Origin of the sequence: Nodosilinea sp. FACHB-141 (assembly GCF_014696135.1) — a bacterium.
Lineage (GTDB): Bacteria > Cyanobacteriota > Cyanobacteriia > Phormidesmidales > Phormidesmidaceae > Nodosilinea.
Map to the genome: position 1 here is coordinate 159,907 of NZ_JACJPP010000022.1, position 24,946 is coordinate 184,852.

Sequence of the window (24,946 nt, forward strand, 5' to 3'; positions counted from 1 at the left end):
AAGAACTGAGTAAGCGTGTTAATGCTTTAGGCCCTCGATTATTTGAGGGCTTTTTTGTTGGGAATGCGCCACAGATAAAGCACCGAATCTTCTTCGGAGGGGTGTAAGTGCAGAGTGCGGTGGGGGGCCCAGTCGCCCATGTCGAACATGTGGGTGACGATGCGGCTGCCAGGTTGCAGTTGGGCCTGAAGCCGAGGCCGCAGGCGCAGATTGAGGTGAGGCAGTAGATAGATAAAGACCACGGTAGCGTCGCGCAAATCGGTTTCGAATAGGTTTTCTTGCCGAAAGGCGAGGCGATCGCCTACTCCCTCTTGTTCAGCCTTAGCTTGTGCCTGCTGCAGCAAGGCCGCATCCACATCCACCCCAACCCCCTGAACGCCATAGTCTACAGCTGCCCGAATGAGCAGCCGCCCATCGCCACAGCCCAGGTCGTAGACCACATCGCTGGGGCTGAGCTCGGCCAGCTTGAGCATGGCCACCATGGCATCGCTGGGGGTGGGTATAAAGCCGATGTCGGGGCGGGGCGCTGGCATTAGGCCGCGTTAACGGTAGCCCAATGGGCCTGAATATCTTTGATAGTGAATAGCGCCTGGAAGGGTAGATTGTGGCTTTGATACAGCTCGGCACCGCCCTGCTGGCGATCGACTAGGGCAAGAATTTGGTTGACCTGGTACCCAGCAGCCTGGAGACGATCGACGGCTTTAAGAGCTGATTGGCCAGTAGTGACGACGTCTTCAAGCACGGTGACAGAACTGCCGGAGGGTAGCTCAAGCCCCTCAATATAGGCGCGGGTGCCGTGGCCCTTAGCCTCTTTACGAATGATCAGAGGGAAGAGGGTGCGTTGGCCCTTGGGAGTCGGGCTTTGCCCATCGCCATAGACGCCCACCAGACTCACTGCCGTAACCAAGGGGTCGGCGCCCAGGGTGAGCCCGGCCACCGCTACGGTCTCTGGCGGTACGAGGTCTAGCAGGAGGCGACCAACCATCAGTGCCCCCTGAGGATGCAGCGTCACCAGCTTGCCGTTAATGTAATAGGTACTGCGCTGACCTGAACTGAGCACAAAGTCACCCTCTTGGTAGGCACCCCGGCAAAACAGGTCGAGCAGGGGCGATCGCAGCTCATCGGTCTTGAGACTGAGGAGGGTAGCAGCGGGCGCATCAATCAAAAGCTGATCCATGGGTGAGTAATTCCTTTAAAAATGCTCCGGTTTTTTGCGATCGCGCTATAAAGGACATGCACTGGGTGATCGGTGCGGCTAGGTTTCGCGTGATCGGAGGGCCTTAGGGTTCTAGATGTTGCGGGGCTTGGGGTTTGAGCACCACCAGAATCGCATCAATCCAACGAGTTGAGGAGGCTTGGCCATGGGCATTCAATTAAATCATATTTCTGGGCTGACGCTGGCGCTGCTAGCCGCTGCCGTTGTCGTGGCTCCGGCAGGGCAGAGTCAAGAAACCCCCCAAACCATTCCCGAGGCCATGGACGAACTGACCACAACCTACTCGGGTGATTTCTTCAGAAACCGGGGTCTTACCCGTCAGGCCAAGCGGCTATTTGGCCTTGACTTTCCCGATCGCTCCCTTGACTGGGATGGGAACGCCACAGCGGCGGCGGTGAGAGACATTCTGCTGCTGCAGAATACCTCCGATCCCACCATTCGAGTACCTGACCTGGCGAGCCCTTACACTACAACTCTGCTCACCCAGCCCAGCAGCAGCGTGCCCTACGTCGGGTCTGAGTTTATTTTTGAGGAGGAGTTCTAATCGCTGAGCTCGCGCTTCCTCATAGGCAGGTTCAACGTCTAACCGCCCCAGAAAGGTACTTTGATAACGAGTGCAATCCAGGGTGCAGGAGTTGAACCTGCCTGACGCGAATTATGAGTTCGCTGCCTAATCCGCTCGGCCAACCCTGGGATTTATGACCTTACCCAATGGTAAAACATGTCCTATTGTAGGGCTTGAGCCCAAAATCAGATCTTAAAATTTGTTTGAAGCTCAAACCTTATAATCGAGGTACGTCTAAGTCTGGCTCAGGCTGAGCTTTATAAAGTATTTTTGTTCTTAGGTTTTATCCTGCCCCTGCCATGAATCCTGCCGTAGCGTTTACGTTGATCCTACTCTCGCTGATGATTGGTTCTGGGGTGGTGAGCGCGTCTTGGGGGTTTACCCTCGGGCGACAGGCGTTGACTGGTGTGCGTCAGCCAGAAACTCGACCGACTAGCGGTTCCCCTGTAGCCCGCGAGGCGGGTGCAGCGAGCCACGGGAATGTGGTTTTAATCAACGAGGCTGAGGTTTTAGAGCAGGTAAAGGCTCGCGTTAACGGCGGTGGCCAGTAGCGTTTAGGCGCTGGAGCATGGGCGTTTTACCTCATTTATCAACCGTCTTTATTCCTGAGCAGCTGCCTGCCGCTGCGATCGCGTCTCGCCTGCTAGCGGTATTGCTGCTGATTAGCATCAACGCCTTTTTTGTGGCGGCAGAGTTCTCGATGGTGTCGGTGCGGCGATCGCGCATCAGCCAGCTGGTCTCCCAAGGGGATTTGCAGGCAAAGACAGTGCAGCAGCTTCAGCGCAGCCTTGACCGCCTGCTGTCGACCACCCAGCTAGGCATTACCCTATCGAGTCTGGCTCTGGGGTGGGTGGGTGAAAGCACAATGGCTGTCACCCTAGCCTTTTGGATTACTCAAACTCCCCTGAACGCTGCTCAGAGTGAGGCCCTAGCCCACGCGCTAGCGATTCCGGTAGCCTTTTTTCTGGTTGCCTATCTGCAAATCGTGCTAGGCGAGCTTTGTCCTAAGTCGGTGGCGATGCTCTACCCCGAGCAGGTAGCCCGGTTTCTAGGCCCTCCTAGCCTTACCATCGCACGGCTGTTCAACCCCTTCATCTGGATCTTGAACCAGTCGACCCGGCTGCTGCTGCGACTGGTTAATATTCAGTACAGCGACCAGGTAACTTACAGCCGCCTCACTCCCGAAGAGCTTCAGCTAATCATTCGCACCAAGGCCGAAACCCCCGGCTTAGAGGCCGAAGAGCGCGTCATTCTCAACAATGTGTTTGAGTTTCGCGATGTTACGGCTGGAGAAATTATGGTGCCCCGCACTCAGATCAATGCTATTCCTCTAGCGGCGACCTTTGGTGAGCTGATCGAGGTGGTAGCTGACACTGAGCATTCTCGCTACCCGGTGATAGGTGACTCCCTAGACGACATCCAGGGCATGGTTGAGCTGAAGCAGTTTTTGCAGCCTCTGGCTCACCAGCAGATTAATGGTGACACCCCCATTCGTCCCTGGGTCAAGCCCGCTCGATTTGTGCCCGAGTACACGCCCCTGCATGAGCTGCTGGCCACGATACAGCGCACTGGCGAGGAGTTGGTTGTGGTAGTCGATGAATTTGGTGGCACTGCTGGCCTGCTCACCCTGCGTGATTTGACCACTGAAATCATTGGCGAAATCCACGAGCCCGACAGTGAGACTGAGCAGTCTGTGCAGCTGCTCGAAGACCAGTCCTACCGTATTAAAGCCCATACCGATCTTGAGGAGGTCAACACGTTGCTTGACCTTGCGCTACCCTACTCGGACGACTACCAAACCCTAGGAGGATTTTTGATCTATCAGATGCAAAAGATTCCCCATGCGGGCGATCGCCTCACGTTTGCCGATCGCGAGTGGGTGGTTTTGTCAACTGATGGCCCCCGGCTTGGGGATATTCTGGTGCGATCGCTCGATCTGCCCCCCCCGTCTGGCCGTGGGCCTAACGCTTCAGCAGCGGCGGCCACCGACTCCGATGGCTTTCCCCTCAGCTAACCTCACCTAGACAGCTCAAGAACTGCCACAGCTTGCTGAGCACCCCAGCTCAGTCTCGGTAAGGTGAAATGGAACAGCGAGAAAACCAAGAAATGGTCTGCTAGACCGCGATCGCGCTATAAATCTGTGGCTCTCTCTTAAAGAATGTCGCTATTCTTTACAGTGTGAAGCATTGTGATAATATCTGAGTAATTTTACCTGGCCGTCTCAGTTCTCCACTCGCTCTGACGTTCGCACTATATCAACTGTCGGCGTATCTTTGTCTCCTAGAGGAAGGACAGGCGTGCAAAATCCCATATTGTCATCTGCCTTAGACATGCACCTATCGCGAAATTTGCCCGATCCCATCCGCGTTGGCGTTATCGGTGTAGGTAATATGGGCCAGCACCACACCCGCGTGCTAAGCCGCTTTAAAGATGTCGAACTGGTGGGTGTGTCTGATGTCAACGTAGAGCGAGGCCTTGACACCGCTGGCAAGTATAGAGTGCGGTTTTTTGAAGACTACCAAGAGCTGCTCAAGCACGTCGATGCCGTCTGCGTGGCAGTACCCACCCGACTACATCACACCGTGGGCATGGCCTGCTTGCAGGCTGGAGTTCATGTCTTAATCGAAAAACCAATCGCCGCCAGCATCGCCGAGGCAGAATCGCTGGTCAACGCGGCCGCGGCCGCCAACTGCATTTTGCAAGTGGGGCACATCGAGCGATTTAACCCCGCCTTCCAAGAGCTCCATAAGGTACTCAAAACCGAAGAACTGCTGGCCCTAGAGGCCCGTCGTATGAGCCCTTACTCCCAGCGGGCCAACGACGTGTCGGTGGTGCTTGACCTCATGATCCACGACATCGATCTGCTGCTAGAGTTGGCTGGTTCTACGGTCTCTACCCTAACCGCCAGCGGCAGCCGCGCCTCCAATTCCGGTTACCTCGACTACGTCACCGCTACCCTAGGCTTTAGCAACGGCATTGTGGCCACGCTGACCTCTAGCAAGGTCACCCACCGTAAGATTCGCAGCATTACGGCCCACTGCAAAAACTCCCTGACTGACGCCGATTTTCTCAACAACGAGATTTTGATTCACCGGCAAACCACCGCTGACTGCTCTACCGACTACGGCCAGGTGCTCTACCGCCAGGATGGCCTGATTGAAAAGGTCTATACCAGCAATATTGAGCCTCTCCATGCCGAGCTGGAGCACTTTGTAAATTGTGTGCGCGGCGGCGAGAAGCCCTCGGTCGGCGGCGAACAGGCCCTCAAGGCGCTGCGCCTAGCCAGCTTGATTGAGCAGATGGCCCTAGACGGCAAGCCCTGGCATCATTTTGACCCCACTGCCCTCGGCAAAGAACTGACGGTAGCTGTATAGGTTCTATCGTGATTCAACTAAGGCACTACTTTAATGGGAGTGCCCACCTTGACATGACTGTATAGGGTGTGGATGTCGGCTTCGAGCATGCGGACGCAGCCGTGGGAAACGGCCTCGCCGATCAGGGTTTCCTGGTTCGTGCCGTGGATGCCGATGTGATACTGCCCCTCCACCAAAAAGCCAATCCACCGCGAGCCTAGAGGATTGCTAGGGCCGGGGCCAATGGCTTCTTTTGTAATCGGGTGCTGCCACACCGGGTCGGTGCGCATGTCGCGAATCGCAAATTCGCCCGCTGGGGTTTCCCACTCGTCTTTACCAATAGCTACCGGAAACTCGCTCCGCACTTCGTCGTTTTGATAGAGGATGAGCCGCCGCCGACTGAGGCTGATGACCACGCGAGTGTTGGCGGTCATGAGGGTGTCTGGGGCCTGGGTAATGACGGTGGCGAGTCGCACTAGGCGAGTGCTTGCGAAGGGTTCTTCAAACTGCCAGCGAGAGCTAACCTGGTCTTGCCAGGCACCAGCGGCTAGCAGCCCCGCTGCGGCGAAGCACAGCACCATGAGGCAGCGATTTAGGGGAGAGGGCGTATCCATCGAAGTTGGTGTAGTCTCCCGGTACTCTTCTTCAGCATACTGCCGTCTCTTAAGGGCAGAACAGGTCCCAACAAGTGATGCTGGGGGTTGATATGATTAAAGCGCAATCACAAAGTCGGGGTTGAAGACGGTGGCCGTAAAACCAGAGTGGCTACGGGTTAAAGCGCCTCAGTGGGAACGGGTGGGCGAGGTCAAGGCGATTTTGCAAGATCTCGATCTCAACACCGTTTGTGAAGAGGCTTCGTGCCCCAACATTGGCGAGTGTTTTAAAGCCGGTACAGCCACATTTTTGATTATGGGACCGGCCTGCACCCGCGCCTGCCCCTACTGCGACATTGACTTTGAGAAAAAGCCCCAGGCCCTCGACCCGACCGAGCCCCTGCGTCTGGCTGAGTCAGTGCGGCGCATGAAACTCAACCATGTGGTGATCACCTCAGTCAACCGCGACGATCTGGCCGATGGTGGCGCCAGCCAGTTTGTAGCCTGCATCGAGGCGATCAAGCAAACGACCCCAGACACCACGATTGAGGTGCTGATCCCCGACCTGTGCGGCAACTGGCAGGCGCTGGAAACGATTTTGGCGTCTCGGCCCCACGTGCTCAACCACAACACCGAGACGGTGCCCCGACTCTACCGGCGGGTGCGGCCTCAGGGGGACTATGGGCGATCGCTCGAACTACTGCGCCGCAGCCGCGAACTAACCCCCTGGGTCTATACCAAGTCTGGCCTGATGGCGGGTCTAGGCGAAACCGATGCCGAGGTGCAGCAGGTAATGGATGACCTACGGACTGTGGACTGCGACATTTTGACCCTGGGGCAGTATCTCTCGCCGGGGCCAAAACACCTGCCCGTGGCGGAGTTTGTTACCCCAACCCAGTTTGATGCTTGGCGACAGGTAGGCGAGACCAAGGGATTTTTGCAGGTGGTATCGTCGCCGTTGACGCGCAGCTCCTACCACGCTGAAGACGTACAGCGACTAATGGCCCAGAACCCTCGTTAGGCCTGCGATCGCTGCTGAGAATCCTGAATCGGACTGCTTGGCCTATAGCCTTAGACCTGGGCATCCTAGGTGAATTGAATGGAACCGCAAATTCTGCGCTGCCGTCAGAGGAATGGCAGGGTTGTCTATCGCCGTTAATCACTCACCTCAGGAGATACCCATGCACCCATGGAAACAGGTTTTAGGCACCAGATCGGCGAGCATCGCCCTACTGGCCGCAGTAGGGGCAGGCTTGCTGCCAGTGGCAATCGTGCTACCGGCGATCGCCCAACGCCCGCCGGTAGCTGTAGCCCAGGCCAATGTAACGATTGCCCAAGAGATTCTGCGCTTGGTCAACGTCGAACGCCAGCGGGTTAATGCGCCGCCCCTGGTGCTCAATGACAAGCTCACCGCCGCCGCCCAGCGCCATGCTCAAGACATGGCTACCAGCCGCCGCATGAGTCATACCGGTTCGGACGGTTCAACTATGCGATCGCGCATTGACGCCACCCAGTACAACTGGTCAACCATCGGCGAAAACGTCGCCATGGGGCAGCCCACCGCCGCCGCCGTCGTGGCTGCATGGATGAGTAGCCCTGGCCACCGCCAGAATATTCTCAATCCTGCCTTTACTGAGCTGGGGGTAGGCTACGCCACGGGGGCAAATCGCCCCTACTGGGCTCAAGTGTTTGCCAGACCGCGCTAGGCCTCGCCTCGAGGATTTTGGGGAGCAGGTTAACGCCAGTCTTGGCCAGCGGCAAGGGTGAGTGTTCTAAGCGCAGTAACATCGCTATAGCTCTGAGTACTCATCCAGCCATGGCCGCTTTTGAACAGGCTCACAATGGTATAACAGGCTACATTGTTGCGGCATATGAACAAACATTAAGGATGCGTAGCAACTGCTTCGCTCCCTTTTGTCGAGTTGCACTATGTAGTTGGGGTGGTAAGTAGATATTCTCATTGCCATCCAATTGTTGGAGGGCTATTCATGACTACCACAGCAGCTAATTCAACCCTGACCCGGCACTACACCTTAGACGACATTCGCGATGAGGCTAGGCAACTTGTAGACTGCGGTACCCTAGATCGCTGTCAACCCATCTGTGCCCTGTGCGGCTACATTGCAGCACGAGAGTGGCCATTCATTGAGGCTGAGCTGGAGAGTAACGACTACGGTCTGCGCGATCGCATCGGCGATCTGATCCCCCACGAAACTTGGAGCAATGACTAGCGACTTCTGGAACCATAGAGGGTGGTGGGGCGCTTTCCAGGGCAATCGCTGCGCGAATCGCTAGGGCTATGCACTAGCCAGTGCTCCCCCACCTGGTTGAGAGCCGCCATGATGGGCTGCACTTCTCGCCCCTTAGGAGTAAGTGAGTACTCAACCCGTGGAGGCACCTCAGGAAATACCGTTCGCTTGACCAGGCCGTAGCTTTCTAGCTCTCGCAGCCGAGCAGTAAGGGTTTTGGTGCTAATGCCAGGCAGGGCCGACAAAAACTCATTAGTGCGGCGGCTGCCCTGAAACAGCTCTTGTAAGATGAGAATGGCCCACTTGCCGCCAATGTATGACAACACCAGATGAACCGGACAATCAAGCTTCGTACCGTTAAATGCGTGAGGCATAGGCATCACTCCGGTATGGGTGTCATTTTCCATTGTGAAGGATTATTCCGGGGATGTTGGTTACTCTGGCACTGAATGCCAAGAATTTAAGCTTCTTTTTAGATCGATCCCCAAGACTCTTGGGATAGGTCTGTAACGAACCGCTGAGGACTTAGGCTAGAGTGAGTTTGGCTGCACCTAAGCTGGTGAGAGGATAGCTAAGCTCTTAATCAATAGCGCGCCAAGGAGCTGGGGCTTTTGTCACTCCTGCGCTTGCCTGCTCGGATCAGTACCTAGGCAGTCGGCCGCAGAAATTAGGAGTGATAGGGTAGTCGTATGCCGTGCTAGCCTAGGCTTTCTGCTTAATTTTTTGGTTTTTAACCCCTATCAGGTGTGGCCATGTCGTCCCAAAAGCCTTTCCGCAACCCTAACCGTTCTTCTGGGTCGGAGCCTCGCCGAGATGCTGAGGGTTACCGAGGCGACAAACCCCGCCAGGGTGGTGAGGGTAAGCCCCGTTATGACAGCGATAAACCTCGCTATAACAGCGGCAAGCCCCGTTCTAAGGACGACAAACCTCGTTACGGTGAGGGCAAACCTCGCTACGAAGGCACCAAGCTTCGCTACGGCGACGAGAAGCCCCGCTATGACAGCGAGAAGCCCCGCTTTAAAGACGACAAGCCCCGCTATGAGGGCAGCAAACCTCGTCAAGGGGGTGACAAGCCCCGCTACGGGGACGAAAAACCTCGCTATGCCGGCGACAAGCCCCGCTTCAAAGACGAGAAGCCTCGTTATGAAGGCGGTAAACCCCGCTTCAAAGACGACAAGCCGCGCTACGACGGTGGTAAGCCCCGTCAAGGGGATGACAAACCCCGCTATGACAGTGGCAAACCCCGCTTTAAAGATGATAAACCTCGCTACGGCGGCGATAAGCCTCGTTATGAGGGCGACAAACCCCGTTATAGCAGCGATAAGCCTCGCTATGAGGGCGGCAAACCCCGCTATGACGAAGGTAAGTCTCGCTATAAGGGCGGTGACCGCGCTGCCGCTGCTCCACGCTCGTTTGGGGTCAGCAGCCAAGGGGCGGGGGATGGCGACGATGGGCAGGACGAAACCGATTTGATCTACGGTCGTCACGCGGTGGAAGCTGCTCTCCAAGCCCAGCGGACCCTAAATCGCGTGTGGGTTAACGATCGCATTCGCTACGATCCCCGGTTTCTACCGCTGATCGATGAGGCCAAGGCCAACGGCGCGGTGATTGATGAAGTAGACACTCTACGGCTCAACCAGATCACCGGCGGTGCTAACCACCAGGGGATCGCGGCCCAGGCCGCTGCCCACAACTACCACGACCTCGATGAGATGATCGAAACCGCCCTGGGATCGGCTAAGGTACCGGTGATTATTGCTGCCGACAGCATTACCGATCCCCACAACTTGGGCGCGATTATTCGTACCGCCGAAGCCCTGGGGGCTCAAGGGATCGTGATCCCGCAGCGTCGAGCGGTAGGGGTAACATCAACCGTGGCCAAGGTGGCCGCTGGCGCTTTAGAAAGCCTGCCCGTAGCGCGGGTGGTTAACCTAAAGCGCGCCCTCGATACCCTCAAAGAAAAGGGATTTTGGATCTATGGGCTGTCTTCAGAAGCGAGTCAGCCGGCGCACCGCACTACTTTCGATCGCCCAACGGTGATTGTGGTCGGGTCTGAGGGCAGCGGTCTCAGCCTCACTGTGCAGCAGAGCTGCGACACGCTAGTATCAATTCCGCTGCGAGGAATGGTTCCTAGCCTAAATGCATCGGTGGCTACAGGCATGGCTCTCTATGAGATCTATCGTCATCAATGGGTGGCCCAGGAGCAAATTTCCTCTTTGCAAAATCAAAAGCAAAGCAGTATAACCAAAATTGGTGCGGCGCTGCCTAAAAATGGCCTAGAGCCGTAGCTATCCCTTAAGAAACGTTCGAACCTAGGCAGATAGGCAGGAGCTATGAACAACCTTTTAGGTCGATTTTTAAGTAGCATTTTAGGCTCGAGCAAAGCCTGGTGGGTCGAAATTAAGACCAGTCAGCCCGCCTGCACCTACTACTTTGGCCCCTTTGATAGCGAGTCTGAGGCCCACAGCGCCAAGGGCGGTTACGTTGAAGATTTGGAGCAGGAAGGGGCGCAAAACATTCAGCTGGTGGTTTCGCTGTGCAGCCCCCCCAAGCAGCTCACCATCACCGATGAGTGGGATACCCCAGTGGGAGAATTTGCGACTCCTGCCCTCAGTGGCCAGCCTTAGGGATTAGAGTTTTCCTTTAAAAAGCGTCCTCGGTCAGGACTCGTAATTATTCTGCTAAGCCTGCCGCGATTAAGCTTGAACAGCTACTGCGTTTAAGCGGGTTTATCTTGTTGGCTGTCGGTGTTTCTCAGCGTCAGCTCTGCCCCGTGCCATCTTAACCAGATGTCAATATCGGCCAGCAGCTGGTCTGGAATTTCCCAGGGCAGCAGGTGAGCTGTGTTGGGGTAGCAGTGGCTTTCTGCCCTAGGTAGATGGTCAGCAGTTTCGAGGCTGGCCTGGGCAGTAATGTGGCAGTCGTCTGCTCCACAGAGTACTAGGCAGGGCACGGCGATCGCCCCTAGGTCGGGCAGGCGGTTGTAGCGGCGAGCCAGAGCACGGTTGAGGGCGCGGGTCGCCAGGGGCGAGGTGCCGAGGTAGGCCCAAAAGCCTTCTTTTGCCAAACGGTGATAGGCCTGGGGAGTATGCTGCCGCAGCAGGTAGCGGTAGAGCGATCGCGGCCCCAGGCCGTAGCGCACCAGCCCATTACCAGGAGCGATCACATTCAAAATTGATCCCAGACCAGTGTTGACCAACTCCAGCCAGGTGGTGGGCGGGTGGGCCCCCACGGGGCGGGCTGCGGTGGCAATGAGAATCAGCCCCGCCACCCGTTGGGGGTGGCGCAGGGCCAGTTCCATTGCCAAAATGCCCCCCAGCGACCAGCCCAGCACCAGGCAGCGATCAATGCCCTGGGCATCGAGCAGCTCTACTAGATCTGTGAGGCTGTCGTCGAGGTCGAAGGGCGATCGCGTTTGGCTAGCGCCGTAGCCTCGCAGATCGGGAGCTATGGTTTGGTAGCGATCGCTCAGCCGTTCTGTAAACACTCCCATGGTTTTGGCCGAGCCTGGGTGCCCATGCAGGCAAAGAATGGGAAAGCCTTTGCCCTGGATGGTGCAATGAAGTTTCATGATGTGTGGCGATCCCCGCTGTAGCGCAGCCGATTCACCATAGCTTGGCTGAGCAGGATGTTGCTAGACAACCTCGGATCTGAGTTCAGCAAAACGACTCTAGTCTGGGGTGACGGAGGTAGTAGCCGGCTCCGGGGCGGCAGCGGGCAGGCCCATGCAGAGTTCGGTGGAATCGTCTTTGCTCAGAGCGTCCAGGTCAAGGCTGGGATCGCTTGGACTAGCGGGGCTGAATTTTGGCAGCGATGCTAACGAGCTTTGAGCTTCAAGCGCAGTGGGCAAGAGCTGACCACTGGGAGATATGCAGTAGGCAACTGGCAGCCCCTTAGAGGGAGTGCCGCTTGTCGGAATCAGGTGAACCGTTTCGGGAGTAATCTGGCTTTGGTGATGTAAAACTGGCGCCGCGTCGTTCCGCAATGCGGTGGCTTCAGGCTGAGCGTTTAGGTTGGGGAGAATGCCTGCCGATTCAGTGGGTGAGGGCGCGATCGCAGCTTCTTCCGTCAGCATGACTGGGTCGGAGCCAATATCAGCTGCCGCTGGGTCAAGTTGAGGACGAACGAGGTTAGTTTGGGGAGATGCTGAGTTGAGGGGCAGGCTCTCGGGCAGCGCGCTAGAACGGACCGCTTCGCCAGTCGCCGCTCCTGAGCGGACCGACTCCCACAGCACGGGCGACTGACCGACTGAGCCAGGGTTTACCGCCGCTGTCCTCCCCTGGCTCTGGTGGTCTGCGGTGCCTGCTTGGCTAACCAAGTCTGGAGTAGGAGTCAAGGCTACGTTGCCGCTAGACTGATGGGTCGCAGACCTGGTAGCTGGGTCGGGGGATGCTGCTGGGGCGCCAATGGGTGCTGGATTGTTGTTGGCAGCGGTACTAAGGCTAAGGCCACTAGGCTCAGGGGGCGTTTCTGGACGGACAGCAACCTGAGGAATTGTGGTCGCCCTTGGAGCAGGATCCGTTTGTTGGGCCGTCAGAGCTTCCCCATGGAGCCTAGCGGTAGTGCTAGAGGCGGTTTCTGCTTCGGCCTGAGCTACGGTCAATACGGGGGCCTGCTGTTGTGGGCGGGCGCTATAGCCCTGGTGCGTGAGCGGGGCAGTGGGATAGTTGCGGGCTACGCTAGCCGACTGTGCTGGGTTCAAGGCGGCGCTGCTAAAGCCGGGAGCATTGACGGCGGAAGGGTTTGCCTCGGGGGCAATGGGCGTAGGCCGGGAGGGCGTGGGCAGAGGGGCGATCCCCTGGGTGCTGAAGGTGTTGCCCTGGGTAACATTAAAAGCTGGGTTTTCCGCAACTTCTGCCTTGGGCTGAGAGAGATTCGGCCGGGCCAAAGCTGCGGGTTGGGGAGCGTTCACTAGCGAGGTCGATGGCGATAGACGAGCACCCTGCTGGCCCCGCAGGCGCTGTAGCCGATCGCGCAGGGCTGCCGCTTGGGGGATGGTTTCGCCATTGCTCCTAGCTGTGCTAGAGGCTGTGCCCGCTGGGTTGAGGCGATAGCTGCCTTGGATGACCTGGCGAGGGCGCACTTCGGGGCGGGCCATGGGGCTAGAAGCCGTGGCTGTGAGCCCTGGTTGAGCCTTGATTTCGGCGGCGTCCCCATCGGGGGGAGCCGCGCTCGGGTTAGGAGAGCTGGATTGTTCGGCGCTACAGGCCGCCAAAGCCAGTAGCCCGCTGCATGATGCTAGAGCCCAGACACGCATAACTCAAATTTTCCTAGGATTGGTCAGTCTGTCTTGGTTCTCTCTACGACGATCGCCTCCTCGATCAGCACATTCCTGAGGCAGAAGTGTAAAGATTCTGTTTCATTCCGCTATGGTGGCATTACGCAAAATTCAAACGTTGTAAAGCAGGGCTTTCCCAGTTATGCGAGGTGAACTAGCGGCCCTGATGGCCGCCTTCTTATGGGCGGTGGCCACGGTGGTTTTTGGGCGGCTGGGCAAGGCACTGTCGCCGCTGGTGCTGAACCTGGCCAAGGGAGCGATCGCCCTGGTGCTGCTCTCCCTAACCCTGGTGCTAATCGGCCAGAGTGCGGCGGGCCTAGATCGCCAAGCGGTAAGCATTTTGGCTCTCAGCGGTGTGATTGGTATTGGTTTGGGTGATACAGCGTACTTTGCTGCCATCAACCACCTCGGTCCTCGGCGGGCGCTGCTGCTCGAAACTCTGGCTCCGCCCCTGGCGGCCCTGCTGGCCCTGGTGTTTTTGCAGGAGACCCTCAGCGGGCGGGCCTGGCTGGGTATGGGGCTTACCCTGGCCGGGGTGGTGTGGGTGATTGCTGAGCGAGTGCCGGGGGCGGCCCCTGGCCGAGCCGACTATCGGGGCGTGCTGTATGGGGTGCTGGCAGCCCTGGGGCAGGCCACCGGGGCCGTGATGTCGCGGGCCGTGCTAGCCGACACCGAGGTTGCCCCCATGTGGAGCTCGCTGCTGCGGCTGGGGGGCGGCTTCATTATCATTGTGGGAATTTTGCGCTGGCAGGGGCCAGTGGTGGGGCAACTCAGGCCCCTGCGCTCGCCCAAATTACTGGCCGGAGTCGCCCTGGCGGCAGGATTTGGTACCTACCTGGCCATTTACCTTCAGCAGATGGCGCTGAAGTATGCTGCTACTGGTGTCGCCCAGGCGCTGACCTCTACCAGTCCGCTGTTTGTGCTGCCCCTAGCGGCGGCTCTAGGCGATCGCGTCAGCCTGCGGGCAGTAGTGGGGGCGGTGGTGGCCCTAGCGGGCATCGGCATTTTGGTGAATGGCTAGTAATTAGGCTAGGGCGTTGTCGGGGCCGGTTTGAGGTGGGCCAATCAGCTGACTCAGGTTTTGAGGGTCAACGGCGTAGGCAGCGCCAAACCCCATCACAAATCGTCCGGCCTGGGGGCTGAGACAAAAGATTTGAAAGTCGTCGAGCGATCGCAGCATGGGGATAATGTCGCCAAAGCGCTGCTCAAAGCGATCGGCCACCGTATCCCAATCGGCAGTACCTCGGGGCAGCAGGCTGGCTTCGCAGTCGTAGGCAATGCGCTGCCGAGCAAACACCTGAGGGGCAACTGCCTCGTCTTCAATCAGCAGAATGCTCGCTAAACCACTGCTTTGCAGGTTCGCCGTGTGGGCCGACAGCCCGCTGGTAAAGATGTAGATCTGGTAGTTTGCGTCTATAACGTATGGCGCATAGCTGGCGTGGGGCTGACCGTCGCTGTTGACGGTGCTCAGCATCAGGCTATACACCCGGCTGGGCAAGTCTTGGTAGGCTGCTGAAACCGCTGCAAAACTAGGCATTAGCGAATGGCATTAAGCTATAGAAACAACAGAGCAGAGCTGTGCCGCAGCGGCGGCTTAGCGCTACAGTAATTGAGTTTTGGCACTCTGGATATTATGTCGCGTTTATCTCGTCAGGTTCAGCCCGCTGAGGCCTATTTGGGCAAACTAACCCCGGCTGATTGGGCGACATTAGCCAAACGCGATGTGTTGGTGAAGGGTGGCAAAGGCCAGTATGGAATTATGGCGGCCACCCCGGCATCTCACGCTACGGCTTGGAACGTGCTGACCGACTATGACAACTTCTACCAATTCTTGCCAACGGTGGTGAAAAGCCGCGTGGTCGAGATAGACGGCGATCGCACCGTCGTCGAGCAGCTCGATCGCCGTCGCATTCTGCTCACCACTATGGAATCGACGGTGCTGACCGAAAACCTGGAGTTGGACGGTCAGCAAATTAGCTTCCGACTGCTCAAAGGTAACTTGGAGTATATGTACGGCCACTGGCGCATCGACACCGCCACCCTAGCCCCGGGCACTGAGCCGGTGCGGCTACTTTCGCAACAGGTGCGGGCCGAAGCAGATGTTGGCCCTTTCAAGTCAATGTTTTATAACCTGTTTGAGGCTGGCTTAGTCGACACCATCAAGGCCCTGCGCGGCGAAATGGAGCGCAGAACAACTTCGCTTAATCTTTAGGAAACATAAAATCTTAGGCATTTTTACGCAGATCAGAGCAAAAAGGTCGACGGGCAACCGCAACTTGTTCGATACTTAAATCAATGATCCCCAACGCTTTGCTCTATAAGCGTTAGGGTAGTCTAATCAGAACCTGGCCAAAACCAAGGCCAATTTCTTACAGGTTGTAATATTTATCCGGATGCCGATTGTTCCGGGAATTCCACGAAATGACTGTAAGGAATTCATAAAGACCCCTTAGATTGTGACCCTGGCTATGGGTACTCTCAAAGAAGGTGAAGGTGCTGCTGCCGGCTAATCGTTCTTCTGGTCGTTTGATTCTGGTCTTTGGGACATGCAAACTCCGCTTTCCGCTAACCTCAGCCGCTATGCCCCCGACGTCGATCATCTGCTGTTCTACAAGATCGTGCCCGATGCCGACGGCATTCGGCTGCGCATTTGGGAAAGCGCTACTGACTTAGATCAGAGTCCCTCACCCTACCTCTACATTCTCAATTTCCGAGTAAGCTCCATGGCGGAGGCCAAAAGGCGCTTAAAAGCTCACTTGGCGCTCAATGGGGGAACTCTATCCGTTGGCCAAGAGCTGCCTCAAAAAGGCAAAGTCAAGCTTTTGCCCCACCCCACTTGGGACGGCACCGAAGGCATGGAAGACAGCTACTAACGTACTTTGACAACTCAAAAGACGAATCTATCTTTGGTTATAGATCGCTAGGTCCGTGGGTCCTGGTAAGTAAGCTGTACTAATCAACTGGCTACTCCTGGCGCACCTTAAACGATCGCCCGCTCCACGCTTGCTGCGCCGGATAGTAGCTGGCCACCAAGGCGATCGCCATCCACCACAGCGTACTGATCTGAGGCCGATACATTACCGTGTCGGCTATGCCCTGGCCAAGGATGCCGCTGATCGAGGCGATCGCCCCCATCAGCCAGTAGCCCTGCTGATCTTGCGTGGCTCGCAGTCGCTGGAGTTGTACCCAGGCCTGGTGAAAAATTAGCAGCAGCAGCCACAGAAACGCCGTCAACCCGATGATGCCCCCCTCTACCAGCACCTCTAAAAAGACTGAGTAGGCGCTCAGAGCAGTGTAGCGAGGCCGCTGAAAGAGGGGATAAACCGCGTTAAAGGCATCATTGCCGGGGCCAATGCCCAAAAACGGGCGGGCGCGAATCATGTCAATGACGGCAGCCCAGACATTCATGCGGAAATTGTTGCTGCTGTCGGCCCGGCCGACAAAGATACTCAATACCCGCGCCCGCAGCGAATCGACCGCAATCACCCCTGCTATGACTACTGCCGCCGCTCCACCCAGCAGCAGCGGCAGCGCCCAGCGCTTCCAAAATGGCGAAAACCAGACGCTCCAGTACTGCACCAGCAGCGTCATCAGCACAAAGCCCGCGATCAAAAAGCCAATCCAGCCGCCGCGGCTCAGGGTCAAAATCAGGCATAGAGTGTTGATCAGGGTGGCCAGCAGGGCTAGACCCTTTGGCGCCCAGCGGGGCCAGGCAAACACAGCCGCCGCGCTCAGCATCACCCCCGGAATGAGGTAGCCCGCCAGCAAATTAGGGTTGCCCAAAAAGCTGTACACCCGCGTCACATCAGCCACCGCCGACTTGCTGTCTACCCAAGTGGCTAGGGCGGTTGCCCCAAAGAAATATTGCCGCAGGCCGTATATCGCCACGGGTAAGGTGGTCAGAATGTAGGCCAAAATCAGCAGACTCCTGGCCCGAGGCCGTCGCGCTACCCGCGCAATCAGCAAAAACAGCAAGATATTCAGCGTCAGCTTGATCAGCCCGCTGATAGCCGCCCCGCGCACAGGCGAAAGAGCCGTGGCCAGCACCATCACCCCCCAGTAGACCGCTACCGTGAGGTGAACGGGCGACAGACCTGCCCCGGCTTCATCGGTGAGGGTGAGCAAGGCCCACAGGGCCGCCGCCGCCAGCAGCAGCACCCCAATCAGCGTGGTCGAGACGTAGGGAGCCAGGGCAAACAGCACCACCACAATGGCTAGGCCAATCCAGTCGCCCCAGCGCAGCAGCCAACTGCCCTGCCGCCACCGCCGCAGCGGAGCCAGCAGCCGATGGATGAGGCTGGCATCGCGCCACTGTTCTAGGGCAAAACCAGAGAGGGTGAGCTGTTGCCAAAAGTCAGTCAGCATTGATTTATAGAGGGGCGATCGCCGATAAAATCCCTCCCATCATGCCAAGCTTTGACCGAGTTGAAGCAATCGATTAATTTCTCTTGGCAGTGAAAACTGGGTACAGAGTTCAAGATACAGGGTTTAGAATGCCGCCTCGAACCCTGTACCTTGAACCCTGAACCTTTAAGAAACCGTTAGGAATAGGGGATCGTTTAAGGGGCACGCAATGTTTTGTAACTGCCCTGTAGCTTTACTAAGGGTTAATGCCCGGCTCAGAATCCCCTGCTTACAATGGGAGCAACACCGAAAGTCCCCTTTTGCCCCCAAATTTGAGGAGAAACCCATGGCCAGCCTCTTAGAGCAGCTTCGCCAAATGACCGTTGTTGTCGCCGACACCGGAGACATTCAAGCCATTGAGAAATTTACCCCCCGCGACGCCACCACCAACCCTTCATTGATTACGGCGGCGGCGCAAATGCCCCAGTACCAGGCCATTGTTGATGACACCCTGCTCAAAGCCAAGGCCGATGCCGGAGAGGGCGCATCGGATAAGGACGTAGCTAATTTGGCCTTTAATCGTCTGGCGGTCGCCTTTGGCCACAAGATTTTGGGCATTATTCCTGGCCGGGTTTCTACCGAGGTCGATGCGCGCCTCTCCTACGACACTGAAGCCACGGTGTCCACTGCCCGCGATATTATCGCCCAGTACGACAAGCTGGGCATTACCCCGGAACGGGTGCTGATCAAGATCGCCTCTACTTGGGAGGGCATTAAAGCTGCTGAGATCCTTGAGAAAGAGGGTATTCACTGCAACCTCACTCTGCTGTTTGGCATTCACCAGGCGATCGCCTGTGCTGAGGCCGGCACTACCCTGATTTCTCCCTTTGTGGGTCGCATCCTTGACTGGTACAAAAAAGACACCGGTCGCGAAGAGTACCCGGCCGCCGAAGACCCCGGCGTGCTGTCGGTGACCGAGATCTATAACTACTACAAGAAGTTTGGCTACAAGACTGAGGTGATGGGGGCCAGCTTCCGCAACGTGGGCGAAATCACCGAGCTGGCGGGCTGTGATCTGCTGACCATCTCACCCCAGCTGCTAGCCAAGCTCGACGAGACCCAGGCCGACCTGCCCCGCAAGCTTGACCCCGATAAGGCCGCGTCGCTAGATATTGAGCAAATCTCCATTGATGAAGCGACTTTCCGGTCGATGCATGAGAGCGATCGCATGGCCACCGAAAAGCTCGACGAAGGCATTAAAGGGTTTAGTAAGGCTCTCGAAGCCCTAGAGGGCTTACTTGCTACCCGTCTGACCCAGCTCACCGAGAGCAACGGCACCACCTCCACCGCTCGGGATGACCAGTTTGACCTCTTCAAGGCCTATGACTTAGACGGCGACGGCTTTATTACTCGGGAAGAATGGCTCGGCACCGATGCTGCCTTCGATGCCCTTGACCTCGACCACGACGGCAAGCTTTCCTCCTCGGAGATTGTGGCTGGGCTGGGGCCTGCTTTTGAGATTGCTCAAGTCTGATTTCCTAGGGCTGAGATAATCCAGGCCTTTGAGAACCTGAGTTTTTCCCGTCTTCGGTATGGACATGGGAAAACTTTGAGCTAGTTAGCGATCGCCAGCCGAGCCTAAATGCGGGTTCGGCTGGCGATTATCTTAAACAGTTGCCTGACCTAGCCCGCGATCGCTGAGCTGGGTTTAGTGGCTCTGCCAAGGTGTTTCCGCAAAACCGTATTGAGCGCTACAGCTTGTCGCGCCCTTACCCCAGTATTGGTTAGAGCTACTGTGCTTTTCTCTACCCCTGAGAAAAGCCCTGCCCCATTCCTATTGCTGTGCTGGCTAGCGACCCAGGCACCCCATAGAGATGACCCCTAACCCTGGATTTTTAGGAGACCCCTGGTGCTATTTGACGCCTATGACCCCGGCGACTTTTTTGACGAACTGTTTTTAAGCCAGGGCCAGCCTCGCCCCGAAGCCGAGTTGTTGGTGCGGCGGGTCAATGCCATGTCGTTGGTAGAGCTACAGCAGCGGCAAAAAGCGGTGCAAAACGCCTTGTTTAAGCTGGGCGTCACCTTTAATGTCTACAGCGATAATCAGGGCACCGAGCGCATTTTTCCCTTCGATGTGATTCCGCGCATTGTGCCGAGGCACGACTGGGAATGGATCGAAAAGGGCCTCAAGCAGCGCATTTATGCGATCAACTGCTTTATCCACGACGTTTACAACGATCAGAAGATTTTGAACGATGGCGTGATTCCGCGCCATGTGGTGGAGTCGGCCCCTGGATTTCTCGAGCCCTGCATGGGCCTCAACCCACCCAACAACATTTGGTGCCACATCACCGGCACCGACTTGGTGCGCGACAAAGAGGGCACCTGGTATGTGCTCGAAGACAACATGCGCTGCCCCTCGGGCATCTCCTACGTACTCGAAAACCGGCGGGTGATGAAGAACACCTTTCCCCATCTGTTTGCGGCGATGGATATCGCGGCGGTGGATGACTACGCCAGCCAGCTGCTCGAAACGCTGCTAAACCTGGTGCCTGAGACGCTGATTAACCCTCGGGTGGCGGTGCTTTCCCCCGGCATGTACAACTCGGCCTACTTTGAGCATTCGTTTTTGGCCCAGCAGATGGGGGTCGAACTGGTGGAAGGGCGTGACCTGGTGGTGTCGGACGGCTACCTGAAAATGCGCACCACCAAGGGACTAGAGCGAGTCGATGTGGTGTATCGCCGCATCGATGATGACTTTATCGATCCCCTGGCTTTTCGGCCTGACTCGCTGCTGGGGGTGCCGGGGCTGATGGAGGTGTATCGGTCTGGGCGGGTGGCCCTGGCCAACGCCCTCGGCACCGGCGTCGCCGACGACAAGCTGGTCTATGCCTACGTGCCGCAGATGATTCGCTACTATCTCGACGAGGATCAGCTGATCCCCAACGTGCCCACTTACCTGTGCGAAGACGCCACTCAGCAGGCCCACGTGCTCGATAACTTGGACCAGCTGGTGGTGAAGGCTACCAACGCCTCCGGCGGCTACGGCATGTTGGTCGGTCCCCACTCTACCGAGGAGCAAAGGGCTGAGTTTGGCGATTGCATTCGCGCCAACCCCCGCGGCTACATCGCCCAGCCCACCCTCTGCCTATCGCGGGTGCCCACCCTGATCGAAGACACCTTCGAGGGCTGCCACGTCGATCTTCGGCCCTACATTCTCTACGGCCAAGATATCTACGTGAACCCCGGTGGTCTTACCCGCGTCGCCCTCAAGCGGGGCTCTTTGGTAGTGAACTCATCCCAGGGCGGCGGCAGCAAAGACACCTGGGTGGTTAAATCGGTTGATCCCAATGCCAAGTTGCCCATTCACCTTGAAGGAGGGGGAGTGTAAGCAAGTGATTGTTTAGAAGAGTTTTGTCACTCCTAAAACCATCCACCTAGCCATTCCTCCCCACCCAATAACCCTCCTACCCCCTACTCCCTCACCCCCATGCTGAGCCGCGTCGCCGATTCGATCTACTGGCTAAACCGCTATGTGGAGCGGGCCGAAAACGTGGCCCGCTTTGTAGATGTCAACCTGAATCTACTGCTGGATGCCCCTCCCGGCATGGAGCAACAGTGGGAACCCCTGGTCAGAACTACCGGCGATCAGGGGCTGTTTAAGGCCCGCTATGGGGAGGCCTCGGCGGAGAATATTCTGAAATTTCTTACCTTCGATCGCGAGTACCCCAATTCGATCATCTCCTGCCTCAGGTCGGCGCGGGAGAATGCGCGATCGGTGCGGGAGATCATTTCCTCAGAAATGTGGGAGCAGGTGAACTCGTTTTATCTCATGGTGAATGAGGCTGCCAATGTCGGGCTGCTGTCGGATCTGCACAACTTTTTCCCGGAAGTGAAGATGGCCAGCCATCTGTTTGCTGGGGTAATGGATGCCACCATGGCCCACAACGAGGGCTGGCACTTTGGCCAACTGGGGCGACTGCTGGAGCGAGCCGATAAAACCGCCCGCATTCTCGACGTGAAGTACTTCATTTTGCTGCCCTCGGTAACTGACGTGGGCTCGCCCCTCGACGATTTGCAGTGGATTGCCCTGCTAAAGTCGGCCAGCGCCTACGAGATGTATCGCAAGTGCCAGTACCGCATTACCCCGCGCGGAGTGACAGAGTTTTTGATTCTCAACCGGGAATTTCCCCGCTCAATTCAGTTTTGTCTGATTGAGGCGGAGCGGTCGCTCCATCAGATCTCTGGCACCTCGATGGGCACCTGGCGAACCGGTAGCGATCGCGCCCTTGGTCGCCTGCGCTCAGAGCTTGACTACCTCACCATCGACGAAATTACCCAGCGGGGCCTACACGAATTTCTCGACGATCTGCAAACCCGGCTCAACACCGTCGGCGGGCAAGTATTTGCTGACTTTTTTGCCCTAGAGCCAGCCTCACTGCCCTAGCGCACCAGTACCAGCAGCAGGCTCAGCAACAGTAGCCCCCCCAGGGCCATCAGTCCCGGATGGCTGCGCAGCCAAAAATTCAGGCGCTGACCGAGCGCAGGGGTGGGCAGCGCCAGGTCTTCAGCAGGTTTAACTGAGCGGTAGAGGGTGCAGGTTGTGGCCTGGGGGCGCTGGGGAAAGTTGCAGGTATCGTCAGCGTCATAGAGACAGGTGGCGCAGAGGGGCTCATCCCCCTCGGTGCGATGCAGCGGCATTCCGGGGTGCCCGTGGGCCTTGAGGGTCAGCTGGCAACGGGGGCACTGAATCGTAGTGAGTTCGATGGGGGCTTGGCAGCGGGGGCACGAAAGCATAGCAACGGGGGCAGCGCATACCGTCAACAACTATGGCCGTATGCTAGCGCAGGCCAACGCCCACCAGACGGCGAAACAGGCGATAGCCAATCCGCACCCAGTCCAACATAACGTAGGGCATTCGCAGGCCCAAGGGGCGAAAAAGAGGACGATAGATCCACCAGTAGGCCCGTTTGACGTCCTGCCAGGCGCGATCGGGCGCTGAATTTAAGAAATCAGACACATCAACTACCACCCCGCGTCCCTCGTGCTGCATCACGTTGCGCCCGTGGACATCGTGGGGAAACAGTCCTCGCTGGCGGGCGTAGGCCAAGGCAGCATCGATGTCTCGAATTACCTGGGGCGGAATGTCAATGCCTCGGTGCAGTGAGTCGTATAGGTTTACCCCAGGCAGACGCCTCAAAATTAAAAAGGGAGTTTCACTGAAGTAGCACTGCGAAAAGGCAGGATGCTCGCCCAAACGGCGATAGACCTCCACCTCCGCCTCAATCCCCGGTCGGCCGGGAGCATAGACCTTGACGACCTGATCGGGATGGTCGGGGTGCAAAAACACGGCCGCATAGTTGCCGGCTCCAAGGCAGCTCCAGGGCGCTGGCAGCCGATGCACTACGACCGGATCGCAAGGGTCGATACTCTCTAGGTGCAGGTTTGGCAGTAGCTCTTGGCGAACGCGTTTTACTAGCGCCTGAATCGGGTCCAGCATGGGGTGGAAAAAGTTTGCCGGTTAGGGAGAAGGGTAGCGTCGCACCTGGTATTCGCGGGCATCGATCATGCGGTAGGAGAAATTTACGGCGGCGTCAAACTGCTGTTCGATCGCATCTAAATCGGCTTGAGGAATGGCCTTCCACTGCTCGCGAGTTTGCCAGCGCACAACATACACCACCTGGTCGAGCAAATCGGGTGAAATCCACACTTCTTTGGAGACAAAGCCAGGATACTGGCTCAGGGCGGCTGTCCAGATATCGTTGTCGAGGCGAACAAAGGTTTCACGGTTTTCGGGGTCGACCGCAAAGGTGAGCCATTCAATCACCATTAAGATGCTTCCTCTAGGAGACGGGCAATCTGTTCTTCAAAGTAAGTTTGTTGGGAACCGAGCACTCGCGCCAGCACCAGCCCTTCACGGTAGGCGGCCAAGGCTGACGGGGTAGCCCCTAACTGCTCGTGCACTTGGCCCAGCTGGTTGTAGGCCGCCATCATGCCGTAGGCGCTGTGGGCCTGCTGCTCTACTAGCAGGAGCTGTTCGTAGAGGTAGCCCACATCGGCCCAGCGGCCCAGGGTCTTGTAGATTTCGGCCAAATCGTTGATGGCGATCGCGGCCACCTCGAGCTGCTGCTGCTCGATCGCATTGGTGTAGGCAATTTGGTACTGGCGGGAGGCGGTGTCAAGATCGCCCAGGGTGCTGTAGTTGTTGGCAACCCGGTGCTGAAGGGCGGCAATTTGCGGCCATAGGCTTTCGTCGCTTTGGTAAAGGGTGAGCAGGCGCTGCTGTAGGGCGATCGCCCCAGCAAAATCCTGGGCCTGCTCTAGATTCTCGGCCTGGAGCCCCAGATAGCGAATTTCGTCGTCGCGGTTGCCGCCGGTTTGGGCTAGCGCCACCAACTCGCCATACACCTGGGCCGCCTCCGGAAAGTAAAACCAGTCAGCCCGCAGCACTGCCAGGGCGTCGAGCTGGCGTCGATGCTCAGCGCCGTTGCCTCCGACCAGGGCGGCATCGGCTAGGTCGCGGCGGATTTCGGCGGCAACATCGATATCCCCTAGCACTTCGTAGGTGGCGGCCATGCCCTCTAAGCGATCGGCGTCGTCTGGCAGCGTGAGGTCGGCGCGAATCTCGTCGAGGCGCAGGGCGTAAAGCTGTAGATCGGGGGTGGCGTTGCGATCGCGCAGCACCTGTCCTACCCGCCCGATGGCGGCGAGCTCGGCGTCAATGCCCACTAAGCGGCGCAGGCGAATTTCCCGCCGCCAGACAAGGCGGGCTGCCTCTAATTCTCCCGCTTCGTCTAGGGCGATCGCCTCTAGGGCCAGCTGGTCAAGTTCTTGCTCCAGAGCGTAAAGCTCTAGCGGGCTGAGGGCGCGAGACACTGTCGGCCTCGGCGGTAGCAGCGGGTCGAGGGGGGTGTCTTGCAGCGGGTCAGCCAAAAAGGGGAATCGAACTTCCGGGCGCAGCGCCTGGGCCAGCGCCAGGGGGGTAGTGCTGAGGGTAAGGGCGATCGCCACAGAAAGACTGCCCAATAGGCGAGTGAGCGGCCTATTGGTCGGTAAAAAACGGGGTGCAAAAAACTGGCGAGGCAACGGTTTTTCCCAAGCTGCTCACCCATCATAAACGCCGCTAACCCCCTAATGTGACAACCCCGTAACATCTCTAGAAGGCTCACCCTAGAGGGAGCCGCATCCTGTAATCTGAAGATTCGGTAGCGATTTAACCGCCCTACCCATAGCCCTGCCCAAACGGCTGAAGACCGGTTGCCCCGTCCGTTGATCGGGATGGCTGTTTGGCTCACAACTGCCTAGGCTGATCTTCCCAGGATCCTGACGTAAATGGCGGTTGTCGTAG

27 protein-coding genes and 1 tRNA gene are annotated in these 24,946 nt (G+C 57.5%); 15 read left to right on the plus strand and 13 right to left on the minus strand.

The window, feature by feature from the left end; translation table 11 throughout:
* Nucleotides 1–38 precede the first annotated feature (38 nt).
* On the minus strand, nucleotides 39–533 hold the full coding sequence (locus tag H6F59_RS23090; RefSeq protein WP_190706299.1) for a cyclopropane-fatty-acyl-phospholipid synthase family protein: 495 nt from the start codon (nucleotides 531–533) through the stop codon (nucleotides 39–41).
* Nucleotides 533–1,177, minus strand: coding sequence for an orotate phosphoribosyltransferase (gene pyrE, locus H6F59_RS23095; protein WP_190706303.1), 645 nt, complete (start codon nucleotides 1,175–1,177; stop codon nucleotides 533–535). Before pyrE ends, H6F59_RS23090 begins: the two co-directional genes overlap by 1 nt.
* A gap of 184 nt (nucleotides 1,178–1,361) precedes the next feature.
* On the opposite strand from pyrE, the gene H6F59_RS23100 reads away from it, so the two are divergent.
* The gene (locus H6F59_RS23100; protein ID WP_190706306.1) at nucleotides 1,362–1,760 is read left to right on the plus strand and encodes a hypothetical protein; all 399 of its coding nucleotides are present in this window, start codon (nucleotides 1,362–1,364) and stop codon (nucleotides 1,758–1,760) included.
* A 76-nt stretch (nucleotides 1,761–1,836) separates the two neighbouring features.
* On the opposite strand, the gene H6F59_RS23105 is transcribed toward H6F59_RS23100, so the two are convergent.
* Nucleotides 1,837–1,909: transfer RNA gene (locus H6F59_RS23105), tRNA-Ile, on the minus strand.
* A gap of 171 nt (nucleotides 1,910–2,080) precedes the next feature.
* Between H6F59_RS23105 and H6F59_RS23110 the strand changes: the two genes are divergently transcribed.
* From H6F59_RS23110 to H6F59_RS23120, 3 genes are all read left to right on the plus strand, one after another.
* Nucleotides 2,081–2,332: a hypothetical protein gene (locus H6F59_RS23110; RefSeq protein WP_190519926.1), complete on the plus strand. Its 252-nt coding sequence runs from the start codon at nucleotides 2,081–2,083 to the stop codon at nucleotides 2,330–2,332.
* A gap of 17 nt (nucleotides 2,333–2,349) precedes the next feature.
* Entirely contained in the window at nucleotides 2,350–3,795 is a 1,446-nt protein-coding gene (locus tag H6F59_RS23115; RefSeq protein ID WP_190706309.1) for a hemolysin family protein, read from the plus strand.
* A gap of 316 nt (nucleotides 3,796–4,111) precedes the next feature.
* Entirely contained in the window at nucleotides 4,112–5,155 is a 1,044-nt protein-coding gene (locus tag H6F59_RS23120) for a Gfo/Idh/MocA family protein (protein WP_073607301.1), read from the plus strand.
* 17 nt (nucleotides 5,156–5,172) lie between these two features.
* Here the strand turns inward: H6F59_RS23120 and H6F59_RS23125 are convergent, their stop codons facing one another.
* Nucleotides 5,173–5,748: a L,D-transpeptidase gene (locus H6F59_RS23125; RefSeq protein ID WP_190519922.1), complete on the minus strand. Its 576-nt coding sequence runs from the start codon at nucleotides 5,746–5,748 to the stop codon at nucleotides 5,173–5,175.
* Nucleotides 5,749–5,878: 130 nt separating this feature from the next.
* Between H6F59_RS23125 and lipA the strand changes: the two genes are divergently transcribed.
* The 3 genes from lipA (at nucleotide 5,879) to H6F59_RS23140 (ending at nucleotide 7,958) form a co-directional block, all read left to right on the plus strand.
* Nucleotides 5,879–6,748, plus strand: coding sequence for a lipoyl synthase (gene lipA, locus H6F59_RS23130; protein ID WP_190706312.1), 870 nt, complete (start codon nucleotides 5,879–5,881; stop codon nucleotides 6,746–6,748).
* Nucleotides 6,749–6,908: 160 nt separating this feature from the next.
* Nucleotides 6,909–7,433 (plus strand): CAP domain-containing protein, encoded by a 525-nt coding sequence (locus H6F59_RS23135; RefSeq protein ID WP_190706315.1) that lies wholly within the window; start codon nucleotides 6,909–6,911, stop codon nucleotides 7,431–7,433.
* Nucleotides 7,434–7,715: 282 nt separating this feature from the next.
* Nucleotides 7,716–7,958 carry a DUF4327 family protein gene (locus tag H6F59_RS23140; protein WP_190706318.1) on the plus strand — a complete coding sequence of 81 codons (243 nt, stop codon included), beginning with the start codon at nucleotides 7,716–7,718 and terminating at the stop codon, nucleotides 7,956–7,958.
* On the opposite strand, the gene H6F59_RS23145 is transcribed toward H6F59_RS23140, so the two are convergent.
* Nucleotides 7,955–8,350, minus strand: coding sequence for a helix-turn-helix domain-containing protein (locus tag H6F59_RS23145; RefSeq protein WP_242021637.1), 396 nt, complete (start codon nucleotides 8,348–8,350; stop codon nucleotides 7,955–7,957). The two genes, H6F59_RS23140 and H6F59_RS23145, sit on opposite strands and share 4 nt — an antisense overlap.
* Before the next feature lie 378 nt (nucleotides 8,351–8,728).
* Between H6F59_RS23145 and rlmB the strand changes: the two genes are divergently transcribed.
* Together rlmB and H6F59_RS23155 are read left to right on the plus strand one after the other, a co-directional pair.
* Nucleotides 8,729–10,264, plus strand: coding sequence for a 23S rRNA (guanosine(2251)-2'-O)-methyltransferase RlmB (rlmB, locus tag H6F59_RS23150; RefSeq protein ID WP_190706321.1), 1,536 nt, complete (start codon nucleotides 8,729–8,731; stop codon nucleotides 10,262–10,264).
* 45 nt (nucleotides 10,265–10,309) lie between these two features.
* On the plus strand, nucleotides 10,310–10,603 hold the full coding sequence (locus H6F59_RS23155; RefSeq protein ID WP_190706325.1) for a DUF1816 domain-containing protein: 294 nt from the start codon (nucleotides 10,310–10,312) through the stop codon (nucleotides 10,601–10,603).
* 92 nt (nucleotides 10,604–10,695) lie between these two features.
* On the opposite strand, the gene H6F59_RS23160 is transcribed toward H6F59_RS23155, so the two are convergent.
* Complete coding sequence (locus H6F59_RS23160; RefSeq protein WP_190706328.1) at nucleotides 10,696–11,547, minus strand: alpha/beta fold hydrolase; 852 nt, start codon at nucleotides 11,545–11,547, stop codon at nucleotides 10,696–10,698.
* A 99-nt stretch (nucleotides 11,548–11,646) separates the two neighbouring features.
* Entirely contained in the window at nucleotides 11,647–13,233 is a 1,587-nt protein-coding gene (locus H6F59_RS23165; RefSeq protein WP_190706331.1) for a hypothetical protein, read from the minus strand.
* Between the two features lie 163 nt (nucleotides 13,234–13,396).
* Between H6F59_RS23165 and H6F59_RS23170 the strand changes: the two genes are divergently transcribed.
* Nucleotides 13,397–14,275 carry a DMT family transporter gene (locus H6F59_RS23170; protein ID WP_190706334.1) on the plus strand — a complete coding sequence of 293 codons (879 nt, stop codon included), beginning with the start codon at nucleotides 13,397–13,399 and terminating at the stop codon, nucleotides 14,273–14,275.
* A 3-nt stretch (nucleotides 14,276–14,278) separates the two neighbouring features.
* Here the strand turns inward: H6F59_RS23170 and H6F59_RS23175 are convergent, their stop codons facing one another.
* Nucleotides 14,279–14,791, minus strand: coding sequence for a HugZ family protein (locus H6F59_RS23175; RefSeq protein ID WP_190706338.1), 513 nt, complete (start codon nucleotides 14,789–14,791; stop codon nucleotides 14,279–14,281).
* Between the two features lie 96 nt (nucleotides 14,792–14,887).
* Here H6F59_RS23175 and H6F59_RS23180 point away from each other — a divergent pair, with 96 nt between their 5' ends.
* Nucleotides 14,888–15,466, plus strand: a complete 579-nt coding sequence (locus H6F59_RS23180; RefSeq protein WP_190519903.1) for an SRPBCC family protein — start codon at nucleotides 14,888–14,890, stop codon at nucleotides 15,464–15,466.
* Nucleotides 15,467–15,800: 334 nt separating this feature from the next.
* Nucleotides 15,801–16,127 (plus strand): hypothetical protein, encoded by a 327-nt coding sequence (locus H6F59_RS23185; protein WP_190519901.1) that lies wholly within the window; start codon nucleotides 15,801–15,803, stop codon nucleotides 16,125–16,127.
* Between the two features lie 91 nt (nucleotides 16,128–16,218).
* Here H6F59_RS23185 and H6F59_RS23190 read toward each other — a convergent pair whose 3' ends face one another.
* On the minus strand, nucleotides 16,219–17,619 hold the full coding sequence (locus H6F59_RS23190) for an IctB family putative bicarbonate transporter (RefSeq protein WP_190706341.1): 1,401 nt from the start codon (nucleotides 17,617–17,619) through the stop codon (nucleotides 16,219–16,221).
* Nucleotides 17,620–17,944: 325 nt separating this feature from the next.
* On the opposite strand from H6F59_RS23190, the gene H6F59_RS23195 reads away from it, so the two are divergent.
* From H6F59_RS23195 to H6F59_RS23205, 3 genes are all read left to right on the plus strand, one after another.
* A complete protein-coding gene (locus H6F59_RS23195) occupies nucleotides 17,945–19,132 on the plus strand; it encodes a transaldolase (RefSeq protein WP_190706345.1) in 1,188 nt (395 codons plus the stop codon).
* A gap of 375 nt (nucleotides 19,133–19,507) precedes the next feature.
* On the plus strand, nucleotides 19,508–20,989 hold the full coding sequence (locus tag H6F59_RS23200; RefSeq protein WP_190706350.1) for a circularly permuted type 2 ATP-grasp protein: 1,482 nt from the start codon (nucleotides 19,508–19,510) through the stop codon (nucleotides 20,987–20,989).
* A 99-nt stretch (nucleotides 20,990–21,088) separates the two neighbouring features.
* Complete coding sequence (locus H6F59_RS23205; RefSeq protein WP_190706354.1) at nucleotides 21,089–22,045, plus strand: alpha-E domain-containing protein; 957 nt, start codon at nucleotides 21,089–21,091, stop codon at nucleotides 22,043–22,045.
* Here H6F59_RS23205 and H6F59_RS23210 read toward each other — a convergent pair.
* From H6F59_RS23210 to H6F59_RS23225, 4 genes are read right to left on the minus strand one after another with little or no spacing between them, the layout of a single operon-like run.
* On the minus strand, nucleotides 22,042–22,395 hold the full coding sequence (locus H6F59_RS23210; protein WP_190706357.1) for a hypothetical protein: 354 nt from the start codon (nucleotides 22,393–22,395) through the stop codon (nucleotides 22,042–22,044). The genes H6F59_RS23205 and H6F59_RS23210 overlap by 4 nt on opposite strands.
* 43 nt (nucleotides 22,396–22,438) lie before the next feature.
* Nucleotides 22,439–23,098, minus strand: coding sequence for a serine/threonine protein kinase (locus H6F59_RS23215; protein ID WP_190706362.1), 660 nt, complete (start codon nucleotides 23,096–23,098; stop codon nucleotides 22,439–22,441).
* 21 nt (nucleotides 23,099–23,119) lie between these two features.
* Nucleotides 23,120–23,428, minus strand: a complete 309-nt coding sequence (locus H6F59_RS23220) for a TIGR03792 family protein (protein ID WP_190706365.1) — start codon at nucleotides 23,426–23,428, stop codon at nucleotides 23,120–23,122.
* Nucleotides 23,428–24,624 (minus strand): hypothetical protein, encoded by a 1,197-nt coding sequence (locus H6F59_RS23225; protein ID WP_190706368.1) that lies wholly within the window; start codon nucleotides 24,622–24,624, stop codon nucleotides 23,428–23,430. Before H6F59_RS23225 ends, H6F59_RS23220 begins: the two co-directional genes overlap by 1 nt.
* Between the last annotated feature and the right edge of the window lie 322 nt (nucleotides 24,625–24,946).